This is a genomic window from Micromonospora sp. NBRC 110037 (assembly GCF_001652995.1).
GTDB lineage: Bacteria > Actinomycetota > Actinomycetes > Mycobacteriales > Micromonosporaceae > Micromonospora > Micromonospora chalcea.
Genome location: NZ_BBVA01000013.1, coordinates 54,760 through 81,701, shown reverse-complemented (window position 1 = coordinate 81,701; position 26,942 = coordinate 54,760). Strand labels below are relative to the sequence as shown.

The 26,942-nt window shown below is 72.5% G+C and carries 22 protein-coding genes and 1 tRNA gene; 12 read left to right on the top strand and 11 right to left on the bottom strand.

Annotation, left to right across the window (positions count from 1 at the left end):
* Window positions 1-194: 194 nt before the first annotated feature.
* From A4R25_RS30900 to A4R25_RS28280, 4 genes are all read right to left on the bottom strand, one after another.
* The gene (locus A4R25_RS30900) at window positions 195-2,018 is read right to left on the bottom strand and encodes a DUF262 domain-containing protein (protein ID WP_197494986.1); all 1,824 of its coding nucleotides are present in this window, start codon (window positions 2,016-2,018) and stop codon (window positions 195-197) included.
* A 122-nt stretch (window positions 2,019-2,140) separates the two neighbouring features.
* Window positions 2,141-2,263 (bottom strand): GntR family transcriptional regulator, encoded by a 123-nt coding sequence (locus A4R25_RS31960; protein WP_082931174.1) that lies wholly within the window; start codon window positions 2,261-2,263, stop codon window positions 2,141-2,143.
* A 13-nt stretch (window positions 2,264-2,276) separates the two neighbouring features.
* A complete protein-coding gene (locus tag A4R25_RS28285) occupies window positions 2,277-3,581 on the bottom strand; it encodes a tyrosine-type recombinase/integrase (RefSeq protein ID WP_064448663.1) in 1,305 nt (434 codons plus the stop codon).
* A 69-nt stretch (window positions 3,582-3,650) separates the two neighbouring features.
* A tRNA-Arg gene (locus A4R25_RS28280) sits at window positions 3,651-3,723 on the bottom strand.
* Between the two features lie 170 nt (window positions 3,724-3,893).
* On the opposite strand from A4R25_RS28280, the gene A4R25_RS28275 reads away from it, so the two are divergent.
* Window positions 3,894-4,628, top strand: a complete 735-nt coding sequence (locus tag A4R25_RS28275) for a hypothetical protein (RefSeq protein WP_064448662.1) — start codon at window positions 3,894-3,896, stop codon at window positions 4,626-4,628.
* Between the two features lie 21 nt (window positions 4,629-4,649).
* Here A4R25_RS28275 and A4R25_RS28270 read toward each other — a convergent pair whose 3' ends face one another.
* Together A4R25_RS28270 and A4R25_RS28265 are read right to left on the bottom strand one after the other, a co-directional pair.
* Window positions 4,650-5,666, bottom strand: a complete 1,017-nt coding sequence (locus tag A4R25_RS28270) for an alpha/beta hydrolase (protein ID WP_043328867.1) — start codon at window positions 5,664-5,666, stop codon at window positions 4,650-4,652.
* A 163-nt stretch (window positions 5,667-5,829) separates the two neighbouring features.
* The gene (locus tag A4R25_RS28265) at window positions 5,830-6,240 is read right to left on the bottom strand and encodes an HPF/RaiA family ribosome-associated protein (protein WP_043328869.1); all 411 of its coding nucleotides are present in this window, start codon (window positions 6,238-6,240) and stop codon (window positions 5,830-5,832) included.
* Window positions 6,241-6,526: 286 nt separating this feature from the next.
* On the opposite strand from A4R25_RS28265, the gene ssb reads away from it, so the two are divergent.
* The 3 genes from ssb to A4R25_RS28250 all read left to right on the top strand — a co-directional run bounded on the left by ssb (window position 6,527) and on the right by A4R25_RS28250 (window position 10,063).
* On the top strand, window positions 6,527-7,381 hold the full coding sequence (ssb, locus tag A4R25_RS28260; RefSeq protein WP_064448661.1) for a single-stranded DNA-binding protein: 855 nt from the start codon (window positions 6,527-6,529) through the stop codon (window positions 7,379-7,381).
* 85 nt (window positions 7,382-7,466) lie between these two features.
* A complete protein-coding gene (locus A4R25_RS28255) occupies window positions 7,467-8,483 on the top strand; it encodes a cobalamin biosynthesis protein (RefSeq protein WP_064448660.1) in 1,017 nt (338 codons plus the stop codon).
* Window positions 8,480-10,063: a cobyric acid synthase gene (locus tag A4R25_RS28250; protein WP_064448659.1), complete on the top strand. Its 1,584-nt coding sequence runs from the start codon at window positions 8,480-8,482 to the stop codon at window positions 10,061-10,063. The genes A4R25_RS28255 and A4R25_RS28250 overlap by 4 nt, the downstream gene beginning before the upstream one ends.
* Here the strand turns inward: A4R25_RS28250 and A4R25_RS28245 are convergent.
* Complete coding sequence (locus A4R25_RS28245; RefSeq protein ID WP_013288093.1) at window positions 10,057-10,458, bottom strand: rhodanese-like domain-containing protein; 402 nt, start codon at window positions 10,456-10,458, stop codon at window positions 10,057-10,059. The two genes, A4R25_RS28250 and A4R25_RS28245, sit on opposite strands and share 7 nt — an antisense overlap.
* 111 nt (window positions 10,459-10,569) lie before the next feature.
* Here A4R25_RS28245 and A4R25_RS28240 point away from each other — a divergent pair, with 111 nt between their 5' ends.
* The 4 genes from A4R25_RS28240 to A4R25_RS28225 all read left to right on the top strand — a co-directional run bounded on the left by A4R25_RS28240 (window position 10,570) and on the right by A4R25_RS28225 (window position 14,567).
* Window positions 10,570-11,226 carry a uridine kinase gene (locus A4R25_RS28240; RefSeq protein ID WP_231915660.1) on the top strand — a complete coding sequence of 219 codons (657 nt, stop codon included), beginning with the start codon at window positions 10,570-10,572 and terminating at the stop codon, window positions 11,224-11,226.
* 21 nt (window positions 11,227-11,247) lie between these two features.
* On the top strand, window positions 11,248-12,612 hold the full coding sequence (locus A4R25_RS28235) for a dipeptidase (RefSeq protein ID WP_064448658.1): 1,365 nt from the start codon (window positions 11,248-11,250) through the stop codon (window positions 12,610-12,612).
* Between the two features lie 78 nt (window positions 12,613-12,690).
* Window positions 12,691-12,897, top strand: coding sequence for a hypothetical protein (locus tag A4R25_RS28230; protein WP_030273275.1), 207 nt, complete (start codon window positions 12,691-12,693; stop codon window positions 12,895-12,897).
* A gap of 86 nt (window positions 12,898-12,983) precedes the next feature.
* Window positions 12,984-14,567: an ATP-dependent DNA ligase gene (locus tag A4R25_RS28225; protein WP_064448679.1), complete on the top strand. Its 1,584-nt coding sequence runs from the start codon at window positions 12,984-12,986 to the stop codon at window positions 14,565-14,567.
* Window positions 14,568-14,577: 10 nt separating this feature from the next.
* Here A4R25_RS28225 and A4R25_RS28220 read toward each other — a convergent pair whose 3' ends face one another.
* A complete protein-coding gene (locus tag A4R25_RS28220; RefSeq protein ID WP_043330989.1) occupies window positions 14,578-15,402 on the bottom strand; it encodes an SURF1 family protein in 825 nt (274 codons plus the stop codon).
* A 134-nt stretch (window positions 15,403-15,536) separates the two neighbouring features.
* Between A4R25_RS28220 and A4R25_RS28215 the strand changes: the two genes are divergently transcribed.
* A complete protein-coding gene (locus tag A4R25_RS28215; protein ID WP_064448657.1) occupies window positions 15,537-16,907 on the top strand; it encodes a cobyrinate a,c-diamide synthase in 1,371 nt (456 codons plus the stop codon).
* A gap of 112 nt (window positions 16,908-17,019) precedes the next feature.
* Here the strand turns inward: A4R25_RS28215 and A4R25_RS28210 are convergent, their stop codons facing one another.
* On the bottom strand, window positions 17,020-19,152 hold the full coding sequence (locus A4R25_RS28210; RefSeq protein ID WP_064448656.1) for a transglycosylase domain-containing protein: 2,133 nt from the start codon (window positions 19,150-19,152) through the stop codon (window positions 17,020-17,022).
* 121 nt (window positions 19,153-19,273) lie between these two features.
* Between A4R25_RS28210 and cobC the strand changes: the two genes are divergently transcribed.
* The 3 genes from cobC to cobA are packed head-to-tail and all read left to right on the top strand — an operon-like array spanning window position 19,274 to window position 22,664.
* Window positions 19,274-20,356: an Rv2231c family pyridoxal phosphate-dependent protein CobC gene (cobC, locus tag A4R25_RS28205; protein ID WP_064448655.1), complete on the top strand. Its 1,083-nt coding sequence runs from the start codon at window positions 19,274-19,276 to the stop codon at window positions 20,354-20,356.
* Window positions 20,356-21,426, top strand: coding sequence for a nicotinate-nucleotide--dimethylbenzimidazole phosphoribosyltransferase (cobT, locus tag A4R25_RS28200; RefSeq protein ID WP_064448654.1), 1,071 nt, complete (start codon window positions 20,356-20,358; stop codon window positions 21,424-21,426). The genes cobC and cobT overlap by 1 nt, the downstream gene beginning before the upstream one ends.
* Window positions 21,423-22,664, top strand: coding sequence for a uroporphyrinogen-III C-methyltransferase (gene cobA, locus A4R25_RS28195; protein ID WP_043328883.1), 1,242 nt, complete (start codon window positions 21,423-21,425; stop codon window positions 22,662-22,664). The genes cobT and cobA overlap by 4 nt, the downstream gene beginning before the upstream one ends.
* Window positions 22,665-22,869: 205 nt before the next feature.
* On the opposite strand, the gene otsB is transcribed toward cobA, so the two are convergent.
* Complete coding sequence (gene otsB, locus A4R25_RS28190; RefSeq protein ID WP_043328885.1) at window positions 22,870-25,470, bottom strand: trehalose-phosphatase; 2,601 nt, start codon at window positions 25,468-25,470, stop codon at window positions 22,870-22,872.
* On the bottom strand, window positions 25,467-26,867 hold the full coding sequence (locus A4R25_RS28185; RefSeq protein ID WP_043328887.1) for a trehalose-6-phosphate synthase: 1,401 nt from the start codon (window positions 26,865-26,867) through the stop codon (window positions 25,467-25,469). Before A4R25_RS28185 ends, otsB begins: the two co-directional genes overlap by 4 nt.
* Window positions 26,868-26,942: the final 75 nt, after the last annotated feature.

The window sequence follows — 26,942 nt, the reverse complement described above, 5'->3', positions numbered from 1 at the left end:
GCTGCTGAAACTCTGAATCACGAAAGTGCGGCTGGAGTACTAGGAAAGGGCTCGATGTGCCACGGTTAGGGGTGCTGACCTCCCATCCGGTGTCGATTGCCGCTGTGACAACGGCGTGACCCACGAGCCAGGTGCCACCAAGCACGAGTAGTCGCACGTAACGCTTACCAATTAGAGCTAAGGAGGTGATGTTGCTAGTTCGAATTGTCGGCGGATGTGAACCGTGAATAAATTCGCATGTAGTCGGTGTGAAGCACTTCCACCGTCTCTGATCCTAGTCTCTCCACCAGTTTTTGCTCGAAGAATAGCGGTTGATTTGCGCCCACCACCTTCAATACAACGACGGCTCTGGATCGGTAGTTGAACAATCGAGCGCTAGCTACGACCGACTTGGCGAACGCGGGGTCTAGTTGGCTACTGGTCAGGCGCTGCGTTAGCCAGGTCCAGTAGTCATTCAGGGACTTGCCCGCTACTTTTGCCTCTCGCTCAACTCCGACAATTTGAAAATGGCGATAAGGTTGTGCAGTTACACCGTCGAGATCTTTGACTCGCGCCGCGTCTTTTTGATTGTCGGCAATTCCGATCACCACGTGTCCCACTACGCCAGGGCCTGCATTCGCCATCGCTGTGAGCGTCCGGCAGATTTTCCGGAAGGATGCCTCGTCGAAAGACCGTGGTGTTGAGAGCGTGTAGAAACCCTGTTTGCAATCGAATAGTTGCTGTTCCACAACGGCGTTTCCAAGAAGCGTTTCGAGTTGGCTTGCCCAGCCGTACTTGCTGTAGTCCTCCGTGGTGCCGCTTTCCTCGAACGCTGCCCGAAGAACGCCTTTTACGGCGTCAACCGAGTTTCTCTTTGCATCTCTCGCCCAGTCACCTCCGCCAGCGGGTACGGAGAGTGCACCCTGTCCGATCCCTTTCAGCTTCCGTGCAGCTAGGTCGTGGTCTCTGATGCGCATTCGATCTTTGAAGAGCAACTCGAAGACTGCGAGGAAGAGGGCGTGGAAGTAGCGTGGGGACCGGCCACCACTTCCGGCCTCGATCAAGGATGAGAACCGCTTATCTTGAGTAGCCAAAATTTCGCGAATTTCGTCATAAGCCTCCATGAGGTGGTTTTCAAGGCGCTCAGAGCCATACGCGTTGATCGCACTCGCGATTGCCATCGATTCTTTCGTCGCTACGTCCTCCGGTTGGTCGCTATCGGAGAAGTCGTAGTAGGCATCCCGGATTCTCGTTCCGGTATTGGGGAATGGATCAATCAGGCAGTCAATGAGTATGTCGAGGACGACTTGTTCGTCTAGCGACTCGCGAACATCCTCCCGCCGCAAGACGCCTTCCTTGACCCAGAAAATGTCGTCTACTAGTACTCCATAGCTTAGGTCGCGACTGGTAATACTAAGCTTCGGCATGACGCGAAGCGGGACGTTATTGCTAGGGGAGGTGTCCGTTCTGATTCTAGAAGAGACGATGCGTACGAGGTCGGCGAGGGGTGATACCGTGCCGGCTTGGCGAAGCTCTTGCCTAGAGAGCCGTTTGCCACCTGAATTAATTCTACGGAATACTTCGTCTACGCTGGCTGACGAAGCTGGCCGAAAGACCGACAAGGCAACGGTGTAGTTGGATAGCTCTACCGACAGGTGCCGGTCCATGACGGGTTGGCGCTGAATGAGCATGCCTTCGTCTTTCAGTGCCTTGGTGTCGGCGAGCGCGTCCAAGTCGAAGTAGAACCCGTTCACGGGGAATTCGTTCTCAAGGAAGGAGAAGATGGCGTTGAAGCGCTGCATGCCATCGATGAGTTCGTAGGAGATGTCGCCAGGTTTTCCGATCTCAGCTACCAGGAATAGTGGAATCGGCATATCTTTGATGATGGAGTCGATCAGGCGCTGCTTTTCTTCGACGCCCCAGACCAGCTTGCGTTGGTAACGGCGATTGACCTCGAACCGGTCCTTTCGGTACAAGCCGTAGACTCGTTGAATGCTTTCGCTACGAACTGAGAGTTCGCTGGCAGCCGGTCCAGTCACTTCCACTCCTCGGCCTTGGCGTCGCGCAGACCTCGGAGTCTAGGTCTCGCGGAGTGAGTTGTGGAGCGAGGTGCGACCCTCAGCGCTCGCGACCGTCGCTCGGCGACCTCTGGCAACGTTTATCAGCCCTTCTGAGGCCAAAGTGCCACAGCACGGTGAGCCGTACCCGCCGAGACGCCATGCGCCGCCGCCAAGTCGGCAACGGTGGGAATCCTGTCGCCGGGCCGAAGTAGACCATCGATCATCTGCTGGCGCAGGTTAGCAGCGACCTCTCGATATGGCTGCTTGGTCCGATCCGTCTCGCTGGTGGAAGCGGCGAGGTGGCATTCGCGCGGCCAGCGTCCCGGCCGCCCGTTGATCCGACTCCGACAGCCATGCGGCATAGACCCGAAGCGTTGTCGTGCCGCCGCCTCCATGTCCAAACCATCCGGCGACCGTCCGCACATCAACACCCGCGTTGATCAGCTCGGTTGCCGAGCAAGGGCGCAGCGCGTGGATGTGGCTGTCGATGCCGAGCCGACTGGCGAGCCGGCCGTACCGCTGGGTGATGGTGTCGGGGCGGTAGCCACGGCTGTTGTCCGGTTCGGGGGAGAAGACGTAGTCGGCAGGGTCGGTGTCCGCGTCGAGCTGCGCCAGGCGGTCGGCGTACCGGCCGTGCAGCTCGCGCAGCACTTCGATCGTTTCCGGGTCGAGCGCCACCCGCCGCTGCTGGTGCGTCTTGGTGTCCTTCTCCCGGAGTTCGCCGTGTTCGTCCAGGTAGGCGCTGCGCCGCAGCGTCAGCACACCGGCGGCCAGGTCGAGATGGTGCCAGCGCAGCGCGGCCAGCTCGCCACGGCGGGCGCCGGTCGTCATCGCGAGCCAGACCAGCGCGCCCCAGTCTGGATCGTGCCATGCCTCGCTGATGATGCGGGCCGCGTCGGCGGGGCTTGGTGGCTGCGGGTCGGGGTGCGGCGGCGCGGGTGGCTCGGCCTGGCTGGCGGGGTTGACGGCGATCCAGCGCCACCGGACCGCCCTGCTGAGAGCACCACTGAGGATCCAGTGGATTTGCCGCGCCGACGAAGCGCTGAGCGGCTTGCAGACGTGCGGGCTGCACTTCGCGGTGCAGGTGTGCGCACCCTCCACGCGGTGCTTCACGTACGCCTTCCCACCGCACCAGTCGCGGCAGCGGCGCAGGCTCGCGTAGAACGACTCCAACGTCTCGGCATCGAGCCGGCCAACCGGCAGCTTGCCGAGCGCCGGCCGTACGTGCTTGTTGAGCTTGTTGACGTAGCCCATGCGGGTGGTGGCCTTGATGTCGGCTACCTCAAGCCACCGGTCTAGAAGTTGGTCGAGCGTGGCGCGGGTGCGCGGGTTGCGCCACTCATCGACCTGCGCCAGCAGCCGCGTACGCGCCTTCTCGGCTTCTTTGGCAGCGGCGCGGCCGGCGGGGATGACGTCGGTCAGGTAGTGCCGCTTCCCGCTGATCGGGTCGACGCCGGCATAGACCTTTACACGCAGTGAGCCGCTGGGGAGCGTTTCGACCTCGCCGCGTTGGCGCTTGGTGCGTCCGTTCGAGGCTGCCACAGTGCCACCCGTAGCGCGCCCGCACCACGAATGGCCCCATGCGAGCGGTTCAGGAAGACGAAGTGCCTGTGCGCCCGGCAGGATTCGAACCTGCGGCCTTGGGATTAGAAGTCCCCTGCTCTATCCGCTGAGCTACGGGCGCGCGCCGACGGTCGTCGCGCCAAGAGGGTACCGCCGCTCCCCGTCCGCCCGGGGGTACGGGTCGGCGCGTCCGTTCCGCCCCTCAGCGTCCCATGCCGGGGCCCGGAACGGCACCACAGTTCCGGCGGGTCCCGCGTGGGCCGGGCGGGACGCGATCCGTACCCTCGTCGGATGCTGCTCGACCAGGAAACCGAGAACGAGATCGTCTTCGAGCTGTGTCAGCTCCTCGGACGGGCGATCCTGCCCCTCACCGGCTCGGACGGCCCGGGCACGCCGCCCGGCGTCCTCGGCACCGCCTTCTTCTACAGCGAGCTGGTCGGCGCCACCGACGACGGGGAGGTCGCGCACGAGTGGCTGCTCACCGCCGACGCGCTGACCGACCGGGCGTACGGCGAGATCGGGTTGCGGCCGAGCGTCACGGACCCGGCCGAGGGCGCGGACGAGCCGATCGACCTGCCCGGTTTCGCCGACCACTGGCTGCACCTGCCGGAACTGGGGCTCGCCGCGATGCCGACCGGCGGCCTGCACGGCTGGGCCGACGACCGGGGCTGGCGCTGGCGTACCCAGCAGGTCACCGAGGCGGTGGCCGCGCCGGCCGACTCGGTCGCCCGGATCGGCGCGGCGCCCGTCTCGGCGTTCGTGCTGGCCCTGGGCGCGGGTGAGGACGGGTCGCGGCCGTTGGAGGCGGTGGTCGAGCGGGTCGCCCGGGACGGCGGCGAGGTGCGGGTCACCACGGAACTGCCCGCCGGCTACGTGGGCGCGCCGGTGTTCGCGGTGGAGGCCGGACCGGACGGCGGACCGGCGCTGCGCTGCCTGGGCGTGGTGCTGCCGTGGCGCGCGGGCGGGCACCCGGTCGCGACGTTCGACCGGATCCGCGCCGCGCTCGCGGCGGTCGTCACCGACTGAAGCGGCTTGGCGGGGCCGGGCTCAGCCCTCGGCGGTCGCGTCGGCCGGCCGCCGAGGTGACGGCGGCGTCGTGGGCTCCGGTTCGGTCGGTCCGGCGCGGAGGAACCCCTCCGCCCACCGTCCGACCTCCGCGAAGACCTTCTCGCGTACGCCGGGACTGGACAGCGTGAGGTCGTGCAGCCCGCCGTCGAAGCGGGCCAGCGTGACGTGCCGGCCGAGGCGGGGCGCCCAGCGCACCATGTGCTCGACGTCGAGCACGGCGTCGGCGCCGGTGGCGCTGTCGTGCCACTTGGTGCCCCGGAAACTGCGCGTCGAACAGGCGAGCAGCACCGGCACCGGGATGTCCAGCCCGGCCCGCAGGCGACGTTGACCGGTACGGATCGCGTTGATCCAGCCGGCCCGCACCGGGAACCCGGCGAGCGGCTTCCAGGCCAGGTCGTACCGCCACTCGCCCCGGTGGTCGGCGTGCAGGCTCTCGCCGTACACCGTGCCCAGGCCGAACGGCAGGACACGCTGCGGCGCCCTGCGGCCCAGGCGGGAGACGGCGGCCGCGAGGGGTCGACGGACCATCCAGGGCGCGTTGATGTCGAAGAAGGGGCTGTTGAGCACGATGCCGTCGACCAGTCCGGCGTCGCGACGGTCGTGCGCCCAGAGCGAGATGATCAGGCCGCCGGTCGAGTGGCCCATGGCGAGCAGGGTGTCGTGGCCCTCCTCGGCACGGATGATCTCCGCGGCGGCGTCCAGCTCGGGGAAGTAGTCGCTCAGGTCGCGGCAGAAGTTCGGAGTCTGGTGCGCCAGCAGGCTGCGGCCGTACTTGCGCAGGTCGAGCGCGTAGAAGTCCCAGCCGCGCTCGGCGAAGAAGTCGGCTACGTGGGTCTGGAAGAAGTAGTCGACGAAGCCGTGCACGTAGAGCACGGCGCGACCGGTCGGGCGGTCGGCCCGCCGCCGCACCAGGGTCGCGACGACCGGCCCCTCGTCGTCGGTGCCCAGGTCGATCGTCCGCCGCTCGTAGGGGGCGCCCAGCACGTCCGGTTCCACGACCGCGACGGTACGCCGCCGCGCTACCCGGCGGTAGGGGTGCTGGGCTGTAAGGAGGGGGCCCTTGTTAACGCATCCGGTAGAGGAAGGGCCCCTTCTTAACAACGCCTCGGCGCGGGGACGGCCCGCCCGCCGGCACCGAGCGGGCGGGCCGTGCCAGGATTCAGACGGTTTCGGCGTCCTCGCGTGCGGCGTCCTGCAACGGGACGCCCTCGGGCTGGTCGACGGCGCGCAGGTGCTTGTTGTTGCGCGGCTCCTGCCGGGTCTTCGCGTCGTTGAGCTTGCGGCGCAGGTCGTCCCGGACGTCGTTGAGCGCGGCGTGCAGATCCTCCTCGGTCGAGGTGGTGACGATCTTCTGCCGGCCGGCGATCCAGCACTCCAGGGTCACCTTCTGGCCCCGGGCCTCACGATCCTTGACGGACACCTCCAGCTCGGTGGCGTCGGCGTGGAAGCCGGCGAGCCGGGTGTCCAGGGTCGCGAACTGCTCGGCGATCCAATTGCGGTCGCCCTGGGAGAACCCGGCGCCGACCCGCAGGCACTCGGCCACGGTCGCGGGGTTCGCCACGGCGCTCATCGCGCTGCCTCGCGGACGTCTCGGAGAAGCATCGGAGCTCCCTTTCTCTCGGTTGATCAAGTACTTACCCAACCGGCGTGATTCCGGAACGCCTGCTTGCCGGCTCCACTCGATCGTGCGTCGCCGCAGGTCAGGCGCGTAGGGCCGGTTGACCTAGCAGATCGGGACCTTGATCAGGGGGTTGTCCACAAGGCGGTCCGTCATCCACAGGTACGGGCCGGGCGGGTGGCCCGGGCTAGGCGGCGGGCCGACGCTTTCCGGGACAAGTCGATCCCTGGGAGGGGCGATGTTCGATACGTACGTCACGATCGTCGGCAATGTGCTGACCGCGCCGGAGTGGCGCCGGACCACCCAGAGCGGAACGCTGGTGGCCAACTTCAAGGTCGCCTCGACCGCCCGCCGGCTCGACCGCGACAGCGGCCGCTGGGTCGACGGCAACAGCCTTCGGGTACGCGTCAACTGCTGGCGCCGCCTCGCCGAGGGGGTGGCCGCCTCGGTAGCGGTCGGTGACCCGGTCATCGTCGCCGGCCGTCTCTACACCCGGGACTGGACCGACGAGTCCGGCACCCACCGCACGCTCTACGAACTGGAGGCGGTCGCGGTCGGGCACGACCTGTCCCGCGGCCGGGCCCGGTTCCTGCGTAACCAGCCCCGCGCGGCCACCAGCACGGTCGAGGACGCGGAGGCCGAGCAGCGGGTGCACGGCGAGACGACCGAGCCGGTGCCCGACGGGCAGGCCCCGGCCACCTTCGACGACCGGCCCTTCGACGACGACTTCCCGCCCCCGGAGTACGGCGGCGGCCGGGTCGGGCTCGTCGGCACCGTGGAGCGGGTGGGTGAGCCCGACCCGTTCGACGCCCGGTCCGTCGACGCCCGGTCCGTCGATGCCCGGTCCGGTGCGCGGCAGGCCACCGGCTTCGAACCCGGTTCGGGTGGCCCGGCGGGGGAGGAGGACGAGCTGGGCGACGTGGCCGACGACGGGCCGGCCTCGGCCGAGGACGACGAACTGGGCGAGGTCGCACCGCCGGAGGTCGGCGGACCGGGTGGTTCCGGGCCGGGTGAGGGCGAGCCGGGCGGCGCGAGCCCGGGCGGGACCGCGTCGGGGCGCCGGAGCAGGCGACGGACCCCGGTGCCCGCCTGACAGTCGTCCGACGGGGGCGCGGGGTGGTGACATCGGCGTCTCCACCCCGCGTACGACTAGGCTGGCCGGCCGGAGGTGGTGACGGGTGCGGCAGGCGACCGCCATGGCGAACGCGACCGGACTGGTGGCGGGCTACGCGCTCGACGCGCTGCTCGGTGACCCCCGCCGGTGGCATCCGGTGGCCGGCTTCGGCCGGGCGGCCGGTGCCCTGGAACAGCGGCTCTACCGTCCCGACCGGTCGGCCGGCGCCGCGTTCACGGCGCTCGCCGTCGGCGCGCCGGTCCTGCTCGGCGCCGCCGCCGCGCTGGCCACCCGCCGTCATCCGGTGGCCCGGGCCGCGCTGGTCGCCGCCGGCACCTGGACGGTGCTGGGTGGGCGCACGCTGCGGCACGAGTCCCGGGTGATGGCCCGGGCGCTGGGCCGGGCCGACCTGCCCGCCGCCCGGGCCCGCCTCGGCAACCTCTGCGGGCGGGACCCGTCCGCCCTCGACGAGTCCGAACTCGCCCGCGCCACGGTCGAGTCGGTCGCCGAGAACACCTCGGACGCGGTGGTCGCCCCGCTGGTCTGGGGCGCGGTCGCGGGCCTGCCCGGTCTGCTCGGCTACCGGGCGGCAAACACGCTCGACGCGATGGTCGGTCACCGCTCGCCCCGGTACGCCCGCTTCGGCACCCCGGCGGCCCGGCTGGACGACGTGCTGAACCTGGTGCCGTCCCGGCTGACCGGGCTGCTCACGGTGGCGGTCGCGCCGGCGGCGCACGGGGACCGTGCCGTCGCCTGGCGGGTGTGGCGGCGGGACCGGGCCGACCACCCGAGCCCCAACGCCGGTCAGTGCGAGGCGGCGATGGCGGGCGCGCTCGGTGTCCGGCTCGGCGGGCGCAACGTCTACTTCGGCCGCGCGGAGACCCGGCCGTTCCTCGGTGACGGGCCCCGCCCCGAGGCGCGGCACCTGAAGCGGGCCGCCCGGATCTCCGGCGCGGTCGGCGTGGCCGCGCTCGGCCTGGCCGCGCTCTACCCGGTGACCGTCGGGCGCGTGGCCGGGGCCGCCGGACGGGCCGCGCTCGGCGTCCTCATGCGGGCAGCCCGCCGGGGGAGCGGGCGGTGAGCGGCGGGCTGCTGGTCGCCGGCACCACCTCCGACGCGGGCAAGAGCGTGCTCACCGCCGGCATCTGCCGCTGGCTGCGCCGCCGGGGCGTCCGGGTCGCGCCGTTCAAGGCGCAGAACATGTCGAACAACTCCGCCGTCGTGGTCGGGCCGGACGGGCGCGGCGGGGAGCTGGGCCGAGCCCAGGCGATGCAGGCCGCCGCCTGCGGGCTCGACGCCGACCTGCGGTTCAACCCGGTGCTGCTCAAGCCGGGCAGCGACCACGCCAGCCAGGTGGTGCTGCTCGGCGAGGCGGTCGACACGGTCACCGCCGGCAACTACCACGAGGTGCGGTCCCGGCTCGCCACCACCGCGTACGCGGCGCTGACCGAGCTGCGCGAGGAGTACGAGGTGGTGATCTGCGAGGGCGCGGGCAGCCCCGCCGAGATCAACCTGCGCGACGGCGACTACGTCAACATGGGGCTGGCGCGTGCGGCCGGGCTGCCGACGATCGTGGTCGGCGACATCGACCGGGGCGGCGTGTTCGCCTCGATGTTCGGCACCGTCGCCCTGCTCGACGCGGCCGATCAGGCGCTGGTCGCCGGGTTCGTCGTGAACAAGTTCCGGGGCGACCGGGGGCTGCTCCAGCCGGGGCTGGACATGCTGCGCCGGGTCACCGGCCGCCCCACGTACGGGGTGGTGCCGTGGGCGCTGGACCTGTGGCTGGACGCGGAGGACTCGCTCGCGTACGGGCGGGTGCTCGGCCGGCCGCCCGCGCCCCGGGGCACCGACTGGCTCGACGTGGCAGTGGTGCGGCTACCCCGGATCAGCAACGCCACCGACGTCGAGGCCCTCGCCACCGAGCCGGGTGTGCGGGTACGCCTCACCGTCGAACCGGCCGAACTGGCCGCCGCCGACCTCGTGGTGCTTCCCGGCACCAAGTCGACTGTCGCCGACCTGGCCTGGCTGCGGGAGACCGGCCTGGCCGACGCGGTACTGGCGCACGCCGCCGCCGGCCGGCCGCTGCTCGGCATCTGCGGCGGCTTCCAGATGCTCGGCCGGGCGATCCACGACCCGGTGGAGAGCCGCGCGGGCACCGTTCCCGGCCTCGGGCTGCTGCCCGTCGAGATCACGTTCGAGCCGGTCAAGACGGTGCGCCGGGCCGAGGGCAGCGCCGCGGGAGACGTGCCGGTGAGCGGCTACGAGATCCACCACGGCCGGGTGTCGACGGCCGACCCGGGACTCGCACCGCTGCTCCGTCACACCGACGGCACCGGCGAGGGCGCACGCCTCGGCAACGTGTACGGCACCCACTGGCACGGCACGTTCTCCTCCGACGAGTTCCGCCGCCGCTTCCTGACCGAGGTCGCGGCGGCGGCCGGGCGCACCGGCTTCAAGGTCGCCCCGGACACGTCCTTCGCGGCGGCCCGGGAGCGGACGCTGGACCTGCTCGGCGACCTGGTGGAGGAACACCTCGACACGGACGCGCTGTGGCGGCTGATCGAGTCCGGCCCGCCGCCGGGACTGCCGTTCGTGCCACCCGGCGCGCCGCCGGCACAGCGCGTCGTCCGACCGGCCGCCGTGGAGCGCGCGGTTCAGTAGCGCACGTCGGCCGGGCGGTCGGACATCGGCAGCCCGGCCTCCCGCCAGCCCTGCACCCCGCCGATCATGTCGGTGGCCTGCCGCAGCCCCAGCGTCTGGAGGCTGGCGGCGGCCAGGCTGGAGCTGTACCCCTCCCGGCACACCACGACGATCTCGCGGTCGTACCCGGTGGCCTCGGGGATGCGCCAGGCGCTGGCCGGGTCGAGCCGCCACTCCAGCACGGTGCGGTCGATGACGATCGCGCCGGGCAGCTCACCCTCCTCGCGGCGCTGCGCCTCGGTACGCGTGTCGATCAGCAGCGCGCCGCCTCGGACCGCCTCGACGGTCTCGTGCGGAGTGAGCCGGCGGAGACCGGCGCGGGCCTGTTCCAGGAGGGCGTCGACGCCCGGACACATCACGTCATGGAGCACCCCCCGATGATGCCCAGCCGCCCACGTCACCGCTCGCCGAAACGGTCCGCCCGGGTCGCAGGTTCCAGCGGACGGGGGAACGTTAGCGTCGGTCGGGTGAACGTCGCCGTGATCGAGGCGTACGCCGGGTTGGCCCGCCGCGTGCTGGCCGGTCCGGCGCGGTTGGGGCGTACCCGGCTGGTGGCCGTCGACGGGCCCAGCGGCGCGGGCAAGAGCGTGTTCGCGACGCGCCTCGCGGACGCGCTCGCGGAGCGGGCGGGCGGCGTGCGCCCGCCGTTGGTGCACACCGACGACCTGCTCGACGGCTGGGACGACCAGCTCACGTTCTGGACCCGGCTGGAGGAGCAGGTGCTCGGCCCGCTGCGGGCCGGCCGGGCGGGCGGCTACCGCCGCTACAGCTGGGTGCGCCGGCGCTTCCTGGACCGGGTGGTGCCGGTGCCGGCCGGTCCGGTGCTGATCGTCGAGGGGGTGAGCGCCGCCCGCGCCGCGGTACGCCCCGAGCTGACGCTGTCGGTGCTCGTCACCGCGCCGGCCGAGCTGCGGTTGCGCCGGGCGCTCGCCCGCGACGGTGAGCAGATCCTGCCGGAGTTGCGCCGCTGGCACGCGGGGGAGCGGGCGCACTTCACCGCCGACGGCACCGCGGCGGCGGTGGACCTGGTCGTCGACGGCGCCCCGGACCTGCCGCACGACGCGGACCGCTACTACGTCCGGGTGGGCGGCCGGCGATCAGGCTCGGCCGACGTGGCGGGGTAAGGCCAGCATACGATTCCGGTCATGACCACTCCGATCCTCTCCGAGTCCGAGGTGCGGGCCGCCGTCGAGCGGGAACTGCCCGGCGTCCGTGCCGACCTCGAGCGACTCGTCCGCATCCCGGGCATCGCCTTCGAGGGCTTCGACCACTCGCACGTGGAGCGTTCCGCCGAGGCGGTGGCGGAGCTGCTGCGCGGCTGCGGCCTCGACACGCGGATCGTCCGGTCCGGCGGCCAGCCCGCGGTGATCGGCACGAAGGCGGCCCCGCCCGGCGCGCCCACCGTGCTCATGTACGCGCACCACGACGTGCAGCCGGTCGGCGACCTGTCGCTGTGGGAGTCGGACCCGTTCGAGCCGGTGGAGCGTGACGGCCGCCTCTACGGCCGGGGCGCCGCCGACGACAAGGCCGGCATCATGGCTCACGTCGCCGCGCTGCGCGCGTTCGGCGACCGGCTCCCGGTCGGCGTGGTGCTGTTCATCGAGGGCGAGGAGGAGTACGGCTCGGACTCGCTGGAGCGGCTGCTCGCCGAGCACCGTGACGATCTGGCCTCCGACGTCATCGTGATCGCCGACTCCACCAACTGGGACGTCGGCGTGCCCGCGCTGACCACCTCGCTGCGCGGCATCGTCAACTGCTTCGTGGAGGTGCGCACGCTCGACCACGCGGTGCACAGCGGCATGTTCGGCGGCGCGGTGCCGGACGCGCTCACCGCGCTGGTGAAGCTGCTCGGCACGCTGCACGACGAGGCCGGTGACGTCGCGGTGGACGGACTGGTCGGCCGCGAGGGCGCCAGCGTCGACTACCCGGAGGACCGGTTCCGCGCCGAGGCCGGCCTGGTCGACGGCGCGGAGCTGTTCGGCACCGGCCGGATCACCGACCGGCTCTGGACCAAGCCGGCGCTGGCGATCCTCGGCGTGGACGCGCCGGCCACCGGCGAGGCGCCGAACGCGCTGGTGCCGTCCGCGAAGGCGAAGCTGAGCGTACGGCTCGCGCCGGGCGACGACCCGAAGAAGGCGTACGCGGCGCTGACCGCGCACCTGGAGCGGCACGCGCCGTGGGGCGCGCAGGTGTCGGTGACGTTCGAGCACGACGGCGCGCCCTGCGTCATCGACGCCTCCGGGCCGATGTTCGACGCGGCCCGGTCGGCGTTCCGGGCGGCCTGGGACGGCACCGACCCGGTGGACATCGGGGTGGGCGGGTCGATCCCGTTCATCGCCACGTTCCAGGAGATGTTCCCGCAGGCCGCGATCCTGGTGACCGGGGTGGAGGACCCGCACGCGCGGGCCCACGGGCCGAACGAGAGCCTGCACCTGGGCGAGTTCGCGCGGGTGTGCCTGGCCGAGGCGCTGCTGCTGGCCCGGGTGGCGGAGGCCGGAAACCGCGGCTGAGGTGTCGAAACCGTAACTTCGGGGCCGATGTCGGAGTTTGTGGTGTGTCGGCGGGCGGGGTGTTATAGCCTTTCGAACATGCGTACGAACGACGAGATGGAGCGGCTTCAGGCCGCCGTCCGTGCTCTGGGGGACGTCGACGTCTCCGCGTGGTCCGAGGACACGCTCAACGAACAGATCGGCGAGCTCTCCGCCGCGCTGGTCACGCTCGACGCGCTGCTCACCCGGGTCGCCGAGGGCGTGCGCGGGCGCGGCCTGCGGATCGAGGAACCGGTCTCGGCCTGACCGGTTGCCGGTGACCCGGCCACCCGTGTGGTGTGCCGGGTCGCCGGATCGGCCCCGGTGTCGCAGGTGACTGGCAGGATATGGGCGTGCGTTTCGTGGAGCTGGCGGCCACCTCGGCCGCGGTCGGCGCCACCAGCGGCAGACGAGCCAAGGTGGAGCTGCTGGCCGCTGCGCTGCGCGGGCTGGAGCCGGGCGAGATCCCGGCCGGCGCCGGCTATCTCGCCGGTGAGCTGCGCCAGCGTCAGACCGGTGTCGGCTGGGCGGGCCTGCGTGACCTGCCGCCGCCGGCCGCCGAGCCGACGCTCACCGTCGCCGCCGTCGACGCGGCGATCGAGGAGATCTCCCGCGTCGCCGGCTCCGGTTCGCAGGCCCGGCGGCGGGATCTCGTCGGCCGTCTCTTCGCCGCCGCGACCGCCGACGAGCAGCGCCTGCTGACCGGCCTGTTCCGGGGCGAGCTGCGGCAGGGCGCGCAGGCCGGGCTGCTGACCGACGCGGTCGCCCGCGCCGCCGACGTACCGGTCGCGGCCGTCCGGCGTGCCCTGCTGCTCGCCGGTGACCTGCGCGCGGTGGCGGTCGCGGCGCTCACCGGCGGCGCCCCGGCGCTGGCCGGGTTCGGCCTCCAGGTGGGCCGCCCGCTCGCGCCGATGCTGGCGCAGAGCGCGCCCTCCGTCGACGAGGCGCTCACCGCCACCGGCGTGCCGGCGATGGTCGACGTGAAGCTCGACGGCATCCGCATCCAGGTGCACCGTTCCGGCTCGGACATCGCCGTGTTCACCCGCAGCCTGGACGAGATCACCGGCCGGCTGCCCCAGGTGGTGGCGGCCGTACGCGCGCTGCCCGCCCGCGAGCTGGTGCTCGACGGTGAGGCGATCGGGCTGGACGCGGCCGGCCGGCCGCTGCCGTTCCAGGAGACGTCCAGCCGGGCGGCCCGGCGCACCACGCCCAGCACCACCGGGCCGACGCAGGTCGCGCCCGCTGTGCTGGCCGCCGCCGAGCGCACCGGCGAGCCGGTGCTCACGCCGTACTTCTTCGACCTGCTGCACCTCGACGGCGCCGACCTGATCGACGCGCCCGGGCGGGAGCGGTGGGCGGCCCTGGCCCGCGCGGTCGACGCCTCGCTGCTCGTCGACCGGATCGAGGTGGACGACGCGGAGCAGGCGGCCACGGCGTTCGCCGCGGCGGTTGACGCCGGGCAGGAAGGCGTGGTCGTGAAGGACCCGGCCGCGCCCTACGACGCCGGCCGGCGCGGCTCGGCCTGGGTCAAGGTCAAGCCGCGGCACACGCTCGACCTGGTGGTGCTCGCGGTCGAGTGGGGCAGCGGCCGGCGCGAGGGGTGGCTGTCGAACCTGCACCTCGGCGCCCGTGACCCGCGAACCGGCGAGTTCGTCATGCTCGGCAAGACCTTCAAGGGGCTCACCGACGAGATGCTGCGCTGGCAGACCGAGCGGTTCCTGTCGCTCGCAGTGGAGAAGGGCGACTGGGAGGTGCGGGTCCGGCCGGTGCAGGTGGTCGAGATCGCCTTCGACGGGGTGCAGACCAGCAGCCGTTACCCGGGTGGCATGGCCCTGCGCTTCGCCCGTGTGCTGCGTTACCGCCACGACAAGACGGCCGCCGAGGCGGACACGATCGACGCGGTCCGCGCCATCCACGCCGGCCGGATCACCGGCTGACCGGTCCGGCTCAGGCGGAGGTGGGGGCGGCCGGCTCGGCGGCCCGGTCCACCGGCTCGCCCGGCTTGTCCAGTCCGGCGAGGCGCCGGGCCTCGCGGCGCGCCACCCAGCCGTAGCCGAACAGGCTCATCACCGCGAAGATCCACCACTGCCACACGTAGCCGAAGTTCTGCCAGTTGTTCGTGTGCCCGATCTGCACCGCCCGGAAGGCCGGGTCGGCGGCCGGCGTCTGCCCGTCGAGCAGCACGTAGCCGCCGGTCACCGGATAGGGCAGCTGCTCCGCCAGGCGGGGGATGTCGATGCGCCGGGCCTCCAGCTTCCCGTCGCGCCGGCTGACCCCGCCCCCGCCGCTCTCGCTGGCGACCACCCGGCCGGTCACTGTCACCTCGCCGCCCGGCGCCGCCGGCACCTGCGGCTGGACCGTCGCGCCTGCCCCGGGGGCGGGCGGGATCCAGCCCCGGTCGACGAGCACCGCGCTGCCGTCGGCGAGCACCAGCGGGGTGAGCACCTCGAAGCCGACCGTCCGGTCGACGGTCCGGCCGCGGATCAGGACGGTGTTCGCGCTGTCGTACCGGCCGGTGGCGGTGACCCGGCTCCAGGTCAGCTCCTCGGCCGGAGCGGGACCGACGGCACCCGCGCCTCCGGTGGGCGCGGGCAGCGCGTCGCGCAGCGGCGCGGGCGTCATGGTGGCCCCGGCGTCGATCCGGTCGTTGATCGCCGTCCGGCCCCGGTAGCGGTCCAGCTGCCAGTTGCCCAGGAACACCATCACCGTCGCGGCGACGAGCGTCAGCGCGAGGTAGCCGAGCCAGCGCGGGGTCAGCAGGAACCGGTACACGTTGGCCAAGGCTACCCGTATGAGCGATGCCACTCGCCGTCGCCGGGCAGAAACGGCGGTACGCGCGGACGTCGCGGGCCGGGCCGGACGGGTATGGTCACGCGGGCGGAAACCACCCACATCAGGAGTCGATGATGACCGACGTGCCGCGCGTCGTGCTGAGTGCGCCCTCCTCGGGTCACGGCACCGGCGCCGTCTCTCTCGGCCTGCTGGCGGCCCTCGCCGACCGGGATCTCCCGGTGGCCGGCTTCAAGGTCGGGCCGGACCAGGTGGACGCGGCGTACCTCGGGCTCGCCGCCGGCCGTCCCGGGCGCACGCTCGATCCGAGGCTGGTCGGTCCGGAGCGGATCGTCCCGCTCTTCGCGCACGGCGCGGCCGGGACCGGGTTCGCCCTGGTGCAGGGGACGATGGGCCTCTACGACTCGGTCGCCGGGCGGCCGGAGAGCGAGTCCACGGCGGCGGTGGCCACCGCGCTGCGCAGCCCGGTGGTGCTCGTGGTGGACGTGGCCGCGATGGGCCAGTCGGTGGCCGCGCTGGTGCACGGCTTCCGGGCGTACGACGACGAGCTCTGGCTGGGCGGCGTGATCCTCAACCGGGTGGCCTCGCCCCGGCACGAGGCGCTGCTGCGCGAGGCGCTCGACGACGTCGGCGTGCCGGTCTACGGGGCGCTGCGCCGGCACGAGCTGCCGCCGGTGCTGCCCGCCCGGCGGTACGGCACCGGTCCCGTGGTGCGCGGCGACGCCGATGCCGAACGTGGCGTACGCCGGCTCGGGGAGGCGGTGGCCGCCACCGTCGACCTCGACCGGCTGCTGGTGCTGGCCCGGTCCGCCCCGGCGCTCACCGTTCAGGCGTGGTCGCCGGAGCCGGCCGACGCCCCGGCGGCGTCGGCGGAGCGCCCGGTGGTCGCGCTGGCCGGCGGTCCGGCCGGCGCCTACAGCCACCCGGAGGTCGCCGAGCTGCTGCGCGCCGCCGGCGCCGAGGTGGTCACGCTCGATCCGCTGCGCGACGAGGCGCTGCCCGCCGGGGCGCGGGCGCTCGTCGTCGGCGGCGGGTTGCCCGAGACGTACGCGGAGCAGCTCTCCGCCAACCGCCGCCTCTGCATCGCGGTGGCCGAGCTGGCCCGCTCGGGCCGTCCGGTGATCGCCGAGGGGGCCGGCCTGCTCTGGCTGGCCCGGGAGCTGGACGGCCTGCCGATGTGCGGCGTGCTCGACGCGGTCGGCACGGTCCGGGACGGCCTGGTGGTCGGCTACCGCACGGCCACGGCGGTCACGGACAGCGTGGTGGCCCCGGCCGGTACGACGGTGACCGGGCACAAGCAGCACGCGGCAGTGCTCACGCCGCGCGCCGGTGAGCGGCCGGCCTGGCGCTGGGAGGGCGGCAACCCGGAGGGGTTCGTCCGGCAGGCCGTGCACGCCTCGCAGCTCGTGCCGCACTGGGCCGCGCACCCGGACGTCGCGGCCCGGCTGGTGGCCGCCGCGCTGGCGCCCGTGCCGGCGCCCGCCTGACCGCAAGGTGACGGAAACGTCGATCAAGGAGCTCGCGTCGGCGGATCAGGCGATCCGGACGCAAACTCCTTGATCGACTACCCGGGCGCACCCCCGGGCGGATCGGGGCGGGTCAGCCGACAATCTGGTCCGAGGGTGGGGTGAATTGGCGGGTCGGCTGACCCTTCAGGGAATCCCGCAGGGTCTGCGCCACCGCGTTCACCGGGATCTGCGACTGCCCGTCACCCACCGCGTTGAACGGATTGTCCGGGTCGGCGATGAAACTCGCCGCCGCCAGCTCCGGCGTGTAGCCGACGAACCACGCCGACCGGGTGCTGTCCGTCGTACCCGTCTTGCCGGCTACCGGCCGGCCCACGGTGCCGCGGACGCTGTCGGCCGTCGACCAGCCGCCGCAGCTCCCCTTCGCCGGGGTGTCGCCGGTCGGGCAGCGCGCCGCGTCCGTGGCGGCCCGGGCCGCGTCCGCGTTCACCACCTGGCGGCACCGCGGCTTGGCGACCTCCCGCTGCACCCCGCCCGGCGTGCTGTACGTGGCCGGTGTGCCGTCCCGGTTCATGATCGCGTTGACCGGGATGGCCTCGCAGTAGCGCCCGTCGGCGGCGATGGCGGCGTACGCGTTCGCCATCTCCAGCGGGGTGGCGTCGGAGACGCCGAGCGTGAACGCGCCCCACTTCTTCGCCTTGCCCGGCGACGCCTGTTCCTTGTCCACGTCGGTACGCCAGCGCAGCCCCAGTTGCTCGGCCAGCCGCACCCCGGCGTCCGCGCCGATCTTCTCCTCCAGCTGGACGAAGTAGGTGTTCACCGACTTGCCGAACCCGGACCACATGGTCTGCCGCCCGGTCATCGCGCCGCTGGCGTTCGACGGGGCCCACCCGTCGTAGACGGCCGACTTGTACGTGTACGGCGAGTCGTACGCGGTGGACAGCGGCATCCCGGCGTTGAGCGCGGCGAGCATCGGGAACATCTTGAACGTCGAACCGGCCTGGTAGCCCGGGAGCGTCCCGCCGCCGAGCAGCGGCGCCACCGTGTTCGGGTAGTTCGCCTTGACCTTCGGTCCGGCCTCCGGGTTCGAGCTGTTCGGGTTCTCGGCCAGATCCAGCGAGTAGTTCCGGTTCACCGCCATCGCCTTGATCCGCCCGGTGCCGGGCTCGGCGACCACGATGCCGTTGGCGAACGGGCTGCCGGTGTTGTCCTTGGCGCCCACGTTCTTCTCCGCCGCCGCCTGCGTCTTCGGATCGAGCGCGAGCACGATCCGGTAGCCGCCGCGGCGCAGCTTGTCCATCCGTTCCAGCCGGTTCTCGCCGAACGCGGGCTGGGCGCTCCACCAGTTCTTCAGGTAGTCGCAGTAGAAGCCCCAGCTACGGTGCCCGCCGTCGATCGCGGCGCAGTCGTTCGGCGGGTCGGTCAGCTTCAGCTTGATCGGCTGGCCCTTGGCCGCCGCGGCGGCGTCGGGCGACAGGTAACCGAGGCGGGCCATGTTGTCCAGCACGTAGTTGCGCCGGCCGGTGGCCTCCTTCTGGTCGGAGGTGATCGGGTCGTACTCCGACGGCGACTTCACCAGCCCGGCCAGCGTGGCCGCCTCGACCGGGGTGAGTGTGGCCGGGGTCTTGGAGAAGAAGATCTGCGAGGCGGCGTAGATCCCGTACGCGCGGTGGCCGAAGTAGGCCGAGTTGAGGTAGCGCTCCAGGATCTGTTCCTTGGTCAGGTGCTTCTCGATGTCCAGCGCCATGCGCATCTCCTTGACCTTGCGCAGGCTGGTCTGCTGGGTCGCCTCCTGGACCTCCTTGGGCGTGGTCGCGCTGTCCCGCAGCGCCATCCGCACGTACTGCATGGTGATCGTCGAGGCGCCCTGGGAGACGCCGCCGGATCGGGCGTTGGAGACGAAAGCTCGCGCCACACCCTTCGGGTCGACGCCGTGGTGCTGGTAGAAGCGGTTGTCCTCGGCGGCGACGATCGCCTGCTGGATGTTCGGCGACATGTTCTCGATCTTGGTGTACTGCCGGTACTCCTCGTAGAACATCGTCAGCACCGTCTTGCCGTCCGGCGCGTAGACGTACGAGGTCTCGGCCGGCAGCGCGGTCTTGAGGATGCTCGTCTTCTGTTCGATCGCGTGCGCGGTGGCCTTGGCCCCGATGCCGGTGACGGCGACCAGCGGATACAGGGCGGCGGCGACCACGATGCCGGCGATCAGCCCGGCGCGGAGAAGAGGAACGAGACGGCCAGCGGAAGCAAGGGGACGACTGCTCACGGGGTCAAGCTATGACATTTCCGATTCGGAAATGAGAAGAACTCATAAACCGGCGGACCGTGACGCGACCCACGCCGGGATGCGCTGTCCCGGGCGGCGGCTACCCGGCAGGATCGCGGACATGCCCGCACCATCGACCGGGAGCGCCGCCGCGCTCGACGAGCCCGACCTGGGCCACCACGGGGACGCCGAGGCCACGCCCGGCCTGGTCGACCTGGCGGTCAACGTGCGCCGCGCCCCGATGCCGGACTGGCTGGCCGACCCGGTCACCGCCGCGCTGGGCGACCTGGCCGCGTACCCGGACCCGGCGCCGGCCCGCGCCGCCGTCGCTCACCGGCACGGGCGACCCCCGGAAGAGGTACTCCTCACCGCCGGCGCCGCCGAGGGTTTCGTCCTGATCGCCCGCGCGTTGTCCGGCGTCCGCCACCCCGTCGTGGTGCACCCCCAGTTCACCGAGCCGGAAGCCGCGCTACGGGCCGCCGGGCACCGGGTGGACCGGGTGCTGCTCGACCCGGCCGACGGCTTCCGCCTGGACCCGGCGAGCGTCCCGGAAGACGCCGACCTGGTCATGATCGGCAACCCCACGAACCCGACCTCCGTGCTGCACCCGGTGGAGGCGATCGCCACGCTGGCCCGCCCCGGACGGGTGCTCGTGGTCGACGAGGCCTTCGCCGACACCACCACCGCGCCGGGCGTCGACGGCGAGCCCGAGTCCCTGGCCGCGCGTCGCGACCTGCCCGGCCTCGTGGTCGTGCGCAGCCTCACCAAGACCTGGGGCCTGGCCGGGCTGCGGATCGGCTACCTGCTCGGCGACCCCGCGCTGCTGGCCCGGTTCGCCGCCGCGCAGCCGCTCTGGGCGGTCTCCACCCCCGCGCTCGCCGCCGCCACCGCCTGCGCCGCGCCGGCCGCCGTCGCCGCCGAACGCGCCATCGCCGCCGAACTCGCCGCCGACCGCGACCACCTGGTGGCCCGCCTGTCCGGCCTGCCCGGGGTACGCGTGGCGGGCCGCCCCGCCGCCGCCTTCGTCCTGATCCACGTGGCCGGCGCCGCCGACGTACGGGAGCGGCTGCGCGCGCACGGCTGGGCGGTACGCCGGGGCGACACGTTCCCCGGGCTCGGCCCGGACTGGCTCCGGATCGCCGTACGCGACAGGGGCACCACAGACGCGTTCATCGAGACGCTGGCACGGATCCTGGAGGTATGATGCTGGAGTCCACAGTCGCGGCGATCCGGCCGCTGGACGAGGCCGCCATGGCGGCGGCCCGCGAGTTGCAGGGGCGGCTGACCAAGCCCGCGGGCTCGCTCGGCGCCCTGGAGCCGCTCTCGGTACGCCTCGCCGGGCTGGCCGGCGCCTGCCCGCCGCCGCTGCCCGAGCCGGCCGCGGTGGCGATCTTCGCCGGTGACCACGGCGTGCACGCCCAGGGCGTGACCCCGTGGCCGCAGGAGGTCACCGCCCAGATGATCGCCAACTTCCTGGCCGGCGGCGCCGTGGTGAACGCGTTCGCCCGCCAGGCCGGCGCCTCGGTCACGGTGGTGGACGTCGGCGTGGCCACCCCGATCCCCGGCGCCGAGTCCGCCGACCCGGCCGGGCCGCGTCTGGTGTCCGCGAACGTCCGCGCCGGCACCCGCGACATGACTGTCACCGCCGCGCTCACCCGGGACGAGGCCCGCACGGCCGTCGAGACCGGTATCCGGGTCGCGGGCGAGCTGATCGACGCCGGGGCGGGCATCCTGCTCACCGGCGACATGGGCATCGGCAACACCACCCCGTCCGCCACGCTCATCGCCGCGTTCTCCGGCGTCGACGCCGAGGCGGCCACCGGCCGGGGCACCGGGGTCGACGACGAGACGTACGCCCGCAAGGTGGCGGTGGTGCGGGCCGCGCTGGCCCGGCACGAGCCCGACCCGGCCGACCCGCTGGGTGTGCTGGCGACCGTCGGCGGGCTGGAGCACGCCGCGCTGACCGGCCTGATCCTCGGCGCCGCCGCGCGCCGGGTGCCGGTGCTGCTCGACGGCGTGATCGCGGTGAGCGCCGCGGTCGCCGCCGCCGCGTTCGCGCCGGACGCGGTGGGCGCCATGGTGGCCGGGCACCGCAGCGCCGAGCCGGGCGCCACGGCGGCGCTGCGGCACCTCGGGCTGGAGCCGCTGATCGACCTGGGGCTGCGGCTCGGCGAGGGCACCGGGGCGCTGCTCGCCCTGCCGGTGGTCACCGGCGCGGTCCGGGTACTGCACGAGGTGGCGACGTTCGACTCCGCCGGGGTGGCGGAGAAGTGACCGGACCGACGTCGCCCAGCCCGTACCCCCTGGGGTTGCGGCTGGACGGGCGGCGCGTGGTCGTCGTGGGCGGGGGAGCGGTCGCCACCCGGCGGGTGCCGGCGCTGCTCGACGCCGGCGCGGACGTCCTGCTGGTCTCGCCCGAACTGACGCCGGCGCTGCGTGCCCACGTCGACGCCGGGCGGCTGCACTGGGAGCCGCGCCGGTTCGCCCCCGGTGACCTGGACGGCGCGTGGCTGGTCCAGGTGGCGGTGGACGACCGGACCGCCGCCGCCGCGGTCAGCGCCGCCGCGGCCGAGCGGCGGATCTTCTGCGTACGCGCCGACGACCGGACGGCGGCGAGCGCGTGGACGCCGGCGGTGACCCGGCACGGCCCGGTGACGGTGGCGGTCCTCGGTGGCGGCGACCCCCGCCGCGCGATGGCAGTCCGCGACGCCGTCCGGGAGTTGCTCGGAAGGAAGGGCCCCCCGTTAACGCCTGCGGTAGAGGAAGGGACCCCTGTTAACACCGGCGGCCGCGTCGCGCTCGTCGGATCCGGTCCGGGCGACCCGGAGCTGATCACCGTGAAGGGATGGCGGCTGCTCACCGAGGCCGAGGTGGTCGTCGCCGACCGGCTCGTGCCCGGACTGCTCCTGGACGAGATGCGCCCCGACGTCGAGCTGGTCGACGCCTCCAAGATCCCGTACGGGCCGTCGCGCGCCCAGGAGGAGATCAACCGGATCCTGGTGGACCGGGCCCGGGCCGGCAAGGTGGTGGTACGGCTCAAGGGCGGCGACCCGTACGTCTTCGGCCGGGGCGGCGAGGAACTGCTGGCCTGCGCCGAGGCGGGCGTACCGGTGACTGTGGTACCCGGCGTGACCAGCGCGATCGCGGTGCCCGAGGTGGCCGGCGTGCCGGTGACGCACCGGGGCGTGGCGCACGAGTTCACAGTGGTCTCCGGGCACCTCGCGCCCGACGCGCCCGCGTCGCTGGTGCGTTGGGACGCCCTGGCCGGGCTGCGCGGCACGCTGGTGATCCTGATGGGGCTGAAGAACCTCGCCGCGATCAGCGCCACCCTGATCGCGCACGGCAAGCCGGCGGACACCCCGGCCGCGGTGATCCAGGAGGGCACCACGTCGGCCCAGCGCACGCTGCGCTCCACGCTCGGCGCGGTCGCCGCCGACGTCGAGGCCGCCGCCCTGCGCCCACCCGCGATCGTGGTGGTAGGCGACGTGGTGCACGCCCTGACCCCCGCCTGACCCTCCGCCCTCGCCCTCGCCGCCCCGCCCGCCCCGCCCCGAGCGCATCGATCTTGCACTTCGTGCCCGCAGGATGCCCGTTTCGATCACCTTTGCCCGGGCCGCAACTGCAAGATCGCGGGGGCGGGGCGGGGCGGGCGGGGCGGGGATGGAACGAGGGCGGCGGCGGGGACCGTTGGGTCCCCGCCGCCGCCCTCGTACGGCGTTACTGCTTGAGCATGTTGTCCAGCAGGAGGGCGCAGCGGATCAGGCCCAGGTGGCTGTACGCCTGCGGGTGGTTGCCCAGCCCGCGCTCGGCCAGCGGGTCGTACTGCTCCGGCAGCAGCCCGGTTGGCCCGGCCGTGTCGACCATCTGGGTGAACAGCTCCTCCGCGTCGCTCCGGCGGCCGGTGCGCAGGTACGCCTCGATCAGCCACGACGTGCAGATGTGGAAGCCGCCCTCCCGGCCGGGCAGGCCGTCGTCCCAGTGGTACCGGTAGACGACCGGCCCGCTGCGCAGCTCCGCCTCGATCTTGAGCACGGTGGAGAGGAAGCGCGGGTCGTCACCGGCGAGCAGCCCGGAGATGCCGATCCACAGCGACGAGGCGTCCATCTCCTCGTAGCCGTAGGCGACGCTGTACGCCTCGGCCTCCGGGTGCCAGCCGTGCTCCAGCACGTTCGAGGCGATCCGGTCGCGCAGCTCGACCCACTCGGGCCGGTCCTCGCCGCCGTGCCGCCGTACGACGTGCAGCGCCCGGTCCACGGTCATCCAGAGCATGACCTTGGAGAAGACGTGGTGCCGCGGGGGGAGGCGGGCCTCCCAGATGCCGTGGTCGGGCTCGTGCCAGCGGCGGCGTACCGCCTCGACCATGTTCTCCAGCACCCGCCACTCGTCGTCCCGGATCGAGCCCCGGGCGTCGGCGACTGCCGCGATCAGGTCCGCGACCGGCCCGAACACGTCGAGCTGGAGCTGGTGGTTGGCGAGGTTGCCGACCCGTACCGGCCGGGAGCCGGCGTAGCCGGGCAGCGTGTCGATGACCGCCTCGGCGCCCAGCTCGAAGCCGTCCACCGTGTAGAGCGGGTGCAGCCGCTCCGGGTGCCCGCCGGTGCGCTCGACCACGCCGTCGATCCAGCGCAGCAGACCTTCGGCCTCCTCGGTGGAGCCGAGGTCGACCAGCGCGCGGGCGGTCATCGCGGCGTCCCGGAGCCAGCAGTAGCGGTAGTCCCAGTTGCGGACACCGCCCAGCTCCTCGGGCAGCGACGTGGTGGCCGCGGCGAGGATCGAGCCGGTGGGCTCGTGGCAGAGCCCGCGCAGCGTCAGCGCGCTGCGGGCGACCAGGTCCCGGGCGGTGGCGGGCAGCCGCAGCGAGGCCACCCAGTCCTTCCAGGGCTGCTCGGCGGCGGCCTGCCGTTCGTGCACCGGCAGCCGGTGCGGCTCCAGGCTCTGGGTGCCGAAGCGCAGCTCCAGCACCACCTGGCCGCCGGCCGCCGACAGGTCGACCACCGCCTTCGCGGTCTCGTACCCGGCGTCGTTGGTGACCTCCCACTCGACGCCGGGGGAGTGCAGCGCGACCGGCTCGTTGGAGCCGAGCACCAGCAGGCCGTCGTCGAGCGGCTGGAGCTGCACCGCGACCTGGCCGAACTCGGGCCGTGGCGCGAACTCGACGCGGGCCCGCCCGGTGCCGCTGAGCACCCGGACCAGTGTGGAGTCGCCGCTGACCACGGCCGGGTCGTCCGGCGTGGTCTGCCGTACCGGTAGGTCGAGCCAGTCGGTCACGGTCAGGCCGGACCAGCGGGTCTCGACGGTCATCGTGTTGCTGCGGTAGCGCTGGCCGAGCGGGATGCCGCCGCGCTCCGGGCCGACCGTGAAGTGCCCGGCCGGGCTGCCGCCGACCAGGTCGGCGAAGATCGCCGCCGAGTCCGGCTTCGGGTGACACAGCCAGGTGATCTTCGCTTCCGGCGTGACGAGCGCGACGGTACGGCCGTTGGCGAGCATCGAGTGCCGCTCGATCGGCACCGCCCGCTCGCCGAACAGCCAGTGCCGCCGCGTCTCCAGCAGCAGCCCCAGCGCGCGGGCCGCCTCGATCGGCTCGGACACCCGGTAGTCGGCGCGGGTTTCGCCGGGGCCGATCTTGATGCCGACGTCCGGCCCGGTCAGGTTGCCGAACGCGTTCTCGTCGGTGACATCGTCGCCGATGAACAGCACCGCGCTGGCGGCGAGCTGGGTCCGGAGCTGGTCGATCGCGGTGCCCTTGTTGGTGACCACCACCGACAGCTCGATGACTTCCTTGCCCTGGGTGACCGTCACGCCGTCCCAGGTCGCCGGCCCGTTGCGGACCGCCTCGACGGCCCGGGCGGCGGTGTGCGGGTCGACGCCGCGGGTGTGCACGGCGACGCTGGCGGGCTTGCGTTCCAGGCGGATGCCCGGATGCTCGGCGGCGATCTCCCGCAGCGCCTCGCGGAGCCGGTGCCGGACCGCGATCAGCTCGGGGGTGAGGCGCTCGACGAAGCCGATGTCGAACTCCGAGCCGTGGCTGCCGACGAGGTGCACCTCGCTGGGCAGCCGGGAGAGCGTGGCCAGGTCGCGCAGCGCGCGGCCGGAGACCACCGCGACGCTGGTCTGCGGCAGCGAGGCCAGAGCGCGTACCGCGGCCACCGACTCCGGCAGCGGAACGGCCTTGCTCGGGTCCTCGACGATCGGCGCGAGCGTGCCGTCGTAGTCGCAGGCGACCAGAAGCTGCGGAACCCGGGCGATGCGGCCGATCGCGGCACGCAGTTCGGGATCCAGCACGCCGCCGTGTGCGGCGGCGAGGGCGGGCGAGGTCACGCAGCCTCCGTATCTCCGACGCCGAGCTCGCTGAGGAACGACTTGGCCCAGTGGCCCACGTCGTGGCTGCGCAGATGGCGTTGCATGACGCGCATCCGGCGGCGGGCTTCGGGCTTTTCGACATGCACGGCCCGCAGCAACGCGTCCTTCACCGCGTCCGGGTCGTGCGGATTACACAGGAACGCCTGGCGCAGCTCGGTGGCAGCGCCGGCGAACTCACTGAGCACGAGCGCGCCGCCCTGGTCGGCGCGCGATGCGACGTACTCCTTGGCCACCAGATTCATTCCGTCTCGCAGCGGGGTCACCATCATGACGTCGGCCGCGACGTACATCGCGGCCAGTTCGGAGCGACTGTACGACTGATGCAGATAATGCACTGCAGGCACGCCGACCCGGCCGAATTCACCATTGATCCGGCCAACCTCGCGTTCCACCTTCACCCGAAGTGCCTGGTAGTGCTCCACACGCTCGCGGCTGGGCGTGGCGACCTGCACCATAACCGCGTCCGGAACTGTCAACTTTCCGTCAGCGAGGAGTTCGCGGAAGGCCTTCAGGCGGAGTTCGATGCCCTTGGTGTAGTCGAGCCGGTCGACGCCCAGGATGATCGTCTTCGGGTTGCCCAGCTCCTCGCGGATCTGCTTGGCGCGGGCCTGGATCGCCGGGTCCTCGGCCAGCCGCTCCATCTCCTTGGTGTCGATCGAGATGGGGAACGCGCCCGCCTTCACCTGCCGGCCGTCGACCTGGATCATCTGGCCCTCGTAGCGCAGGCCGAGCAGGTGCCGGGCCAGCCGGACGAAGTTCTGCGCCGCCAGCCGCTGCTGGAAACCGACAAGGTCCGCGCCGAGCAGGCCGCGCAGGATCTCGGTGCGGAACGGCATCTGCATGAACAGCTCGATCGGCGGGAACGGGATGTGCAGGAAGAAGCCGATCCGCAGGTCCGGCCGCAGCTCGCGGAGCATCGCCGGCACCAGCTGGAGCTGGTAGTCCTGGACCCAGACCGTGGCGCCCTCGGCCGCCACGTCGGCCGCGGCCTCCGCGAACCGGGCGTTCACCAACCGGTACGCCTCGCGCCAGCGCCGCTTGTATGCGGGTGTCTCCACGGCGTCGTGGTAGAGCGGCCAGATCGTCGCGTTCGACTGGCCCTCGTAGTAGCGCTCCAGCTCCTCGGCGCTCAACGGCACCGGGTGCAGGCGGATGCCCTCCAGGTCGAACGGCTCGGGCGCGGCGCCGGTGCCGCCGGCCCACCCCACCCAGGTGCCCTGGTGCTCGGCGAGCACCGGGTGCAGCGCGGTCACCAGCCCGCCCGGGCTGCGCCGCCACTGCCGCCCCTCGGGTGTGCTCACCTCGTCGACCGGCAGGCGGTTGGCCACTACGACAAAGGAGCTACGGACGGTCACGATCGGCCACCTCCGGGTACTGACGGGTCCACCGCGATGAGCGTACTGAGCGTAGCTGCGGCCTCTGTTCCCCCG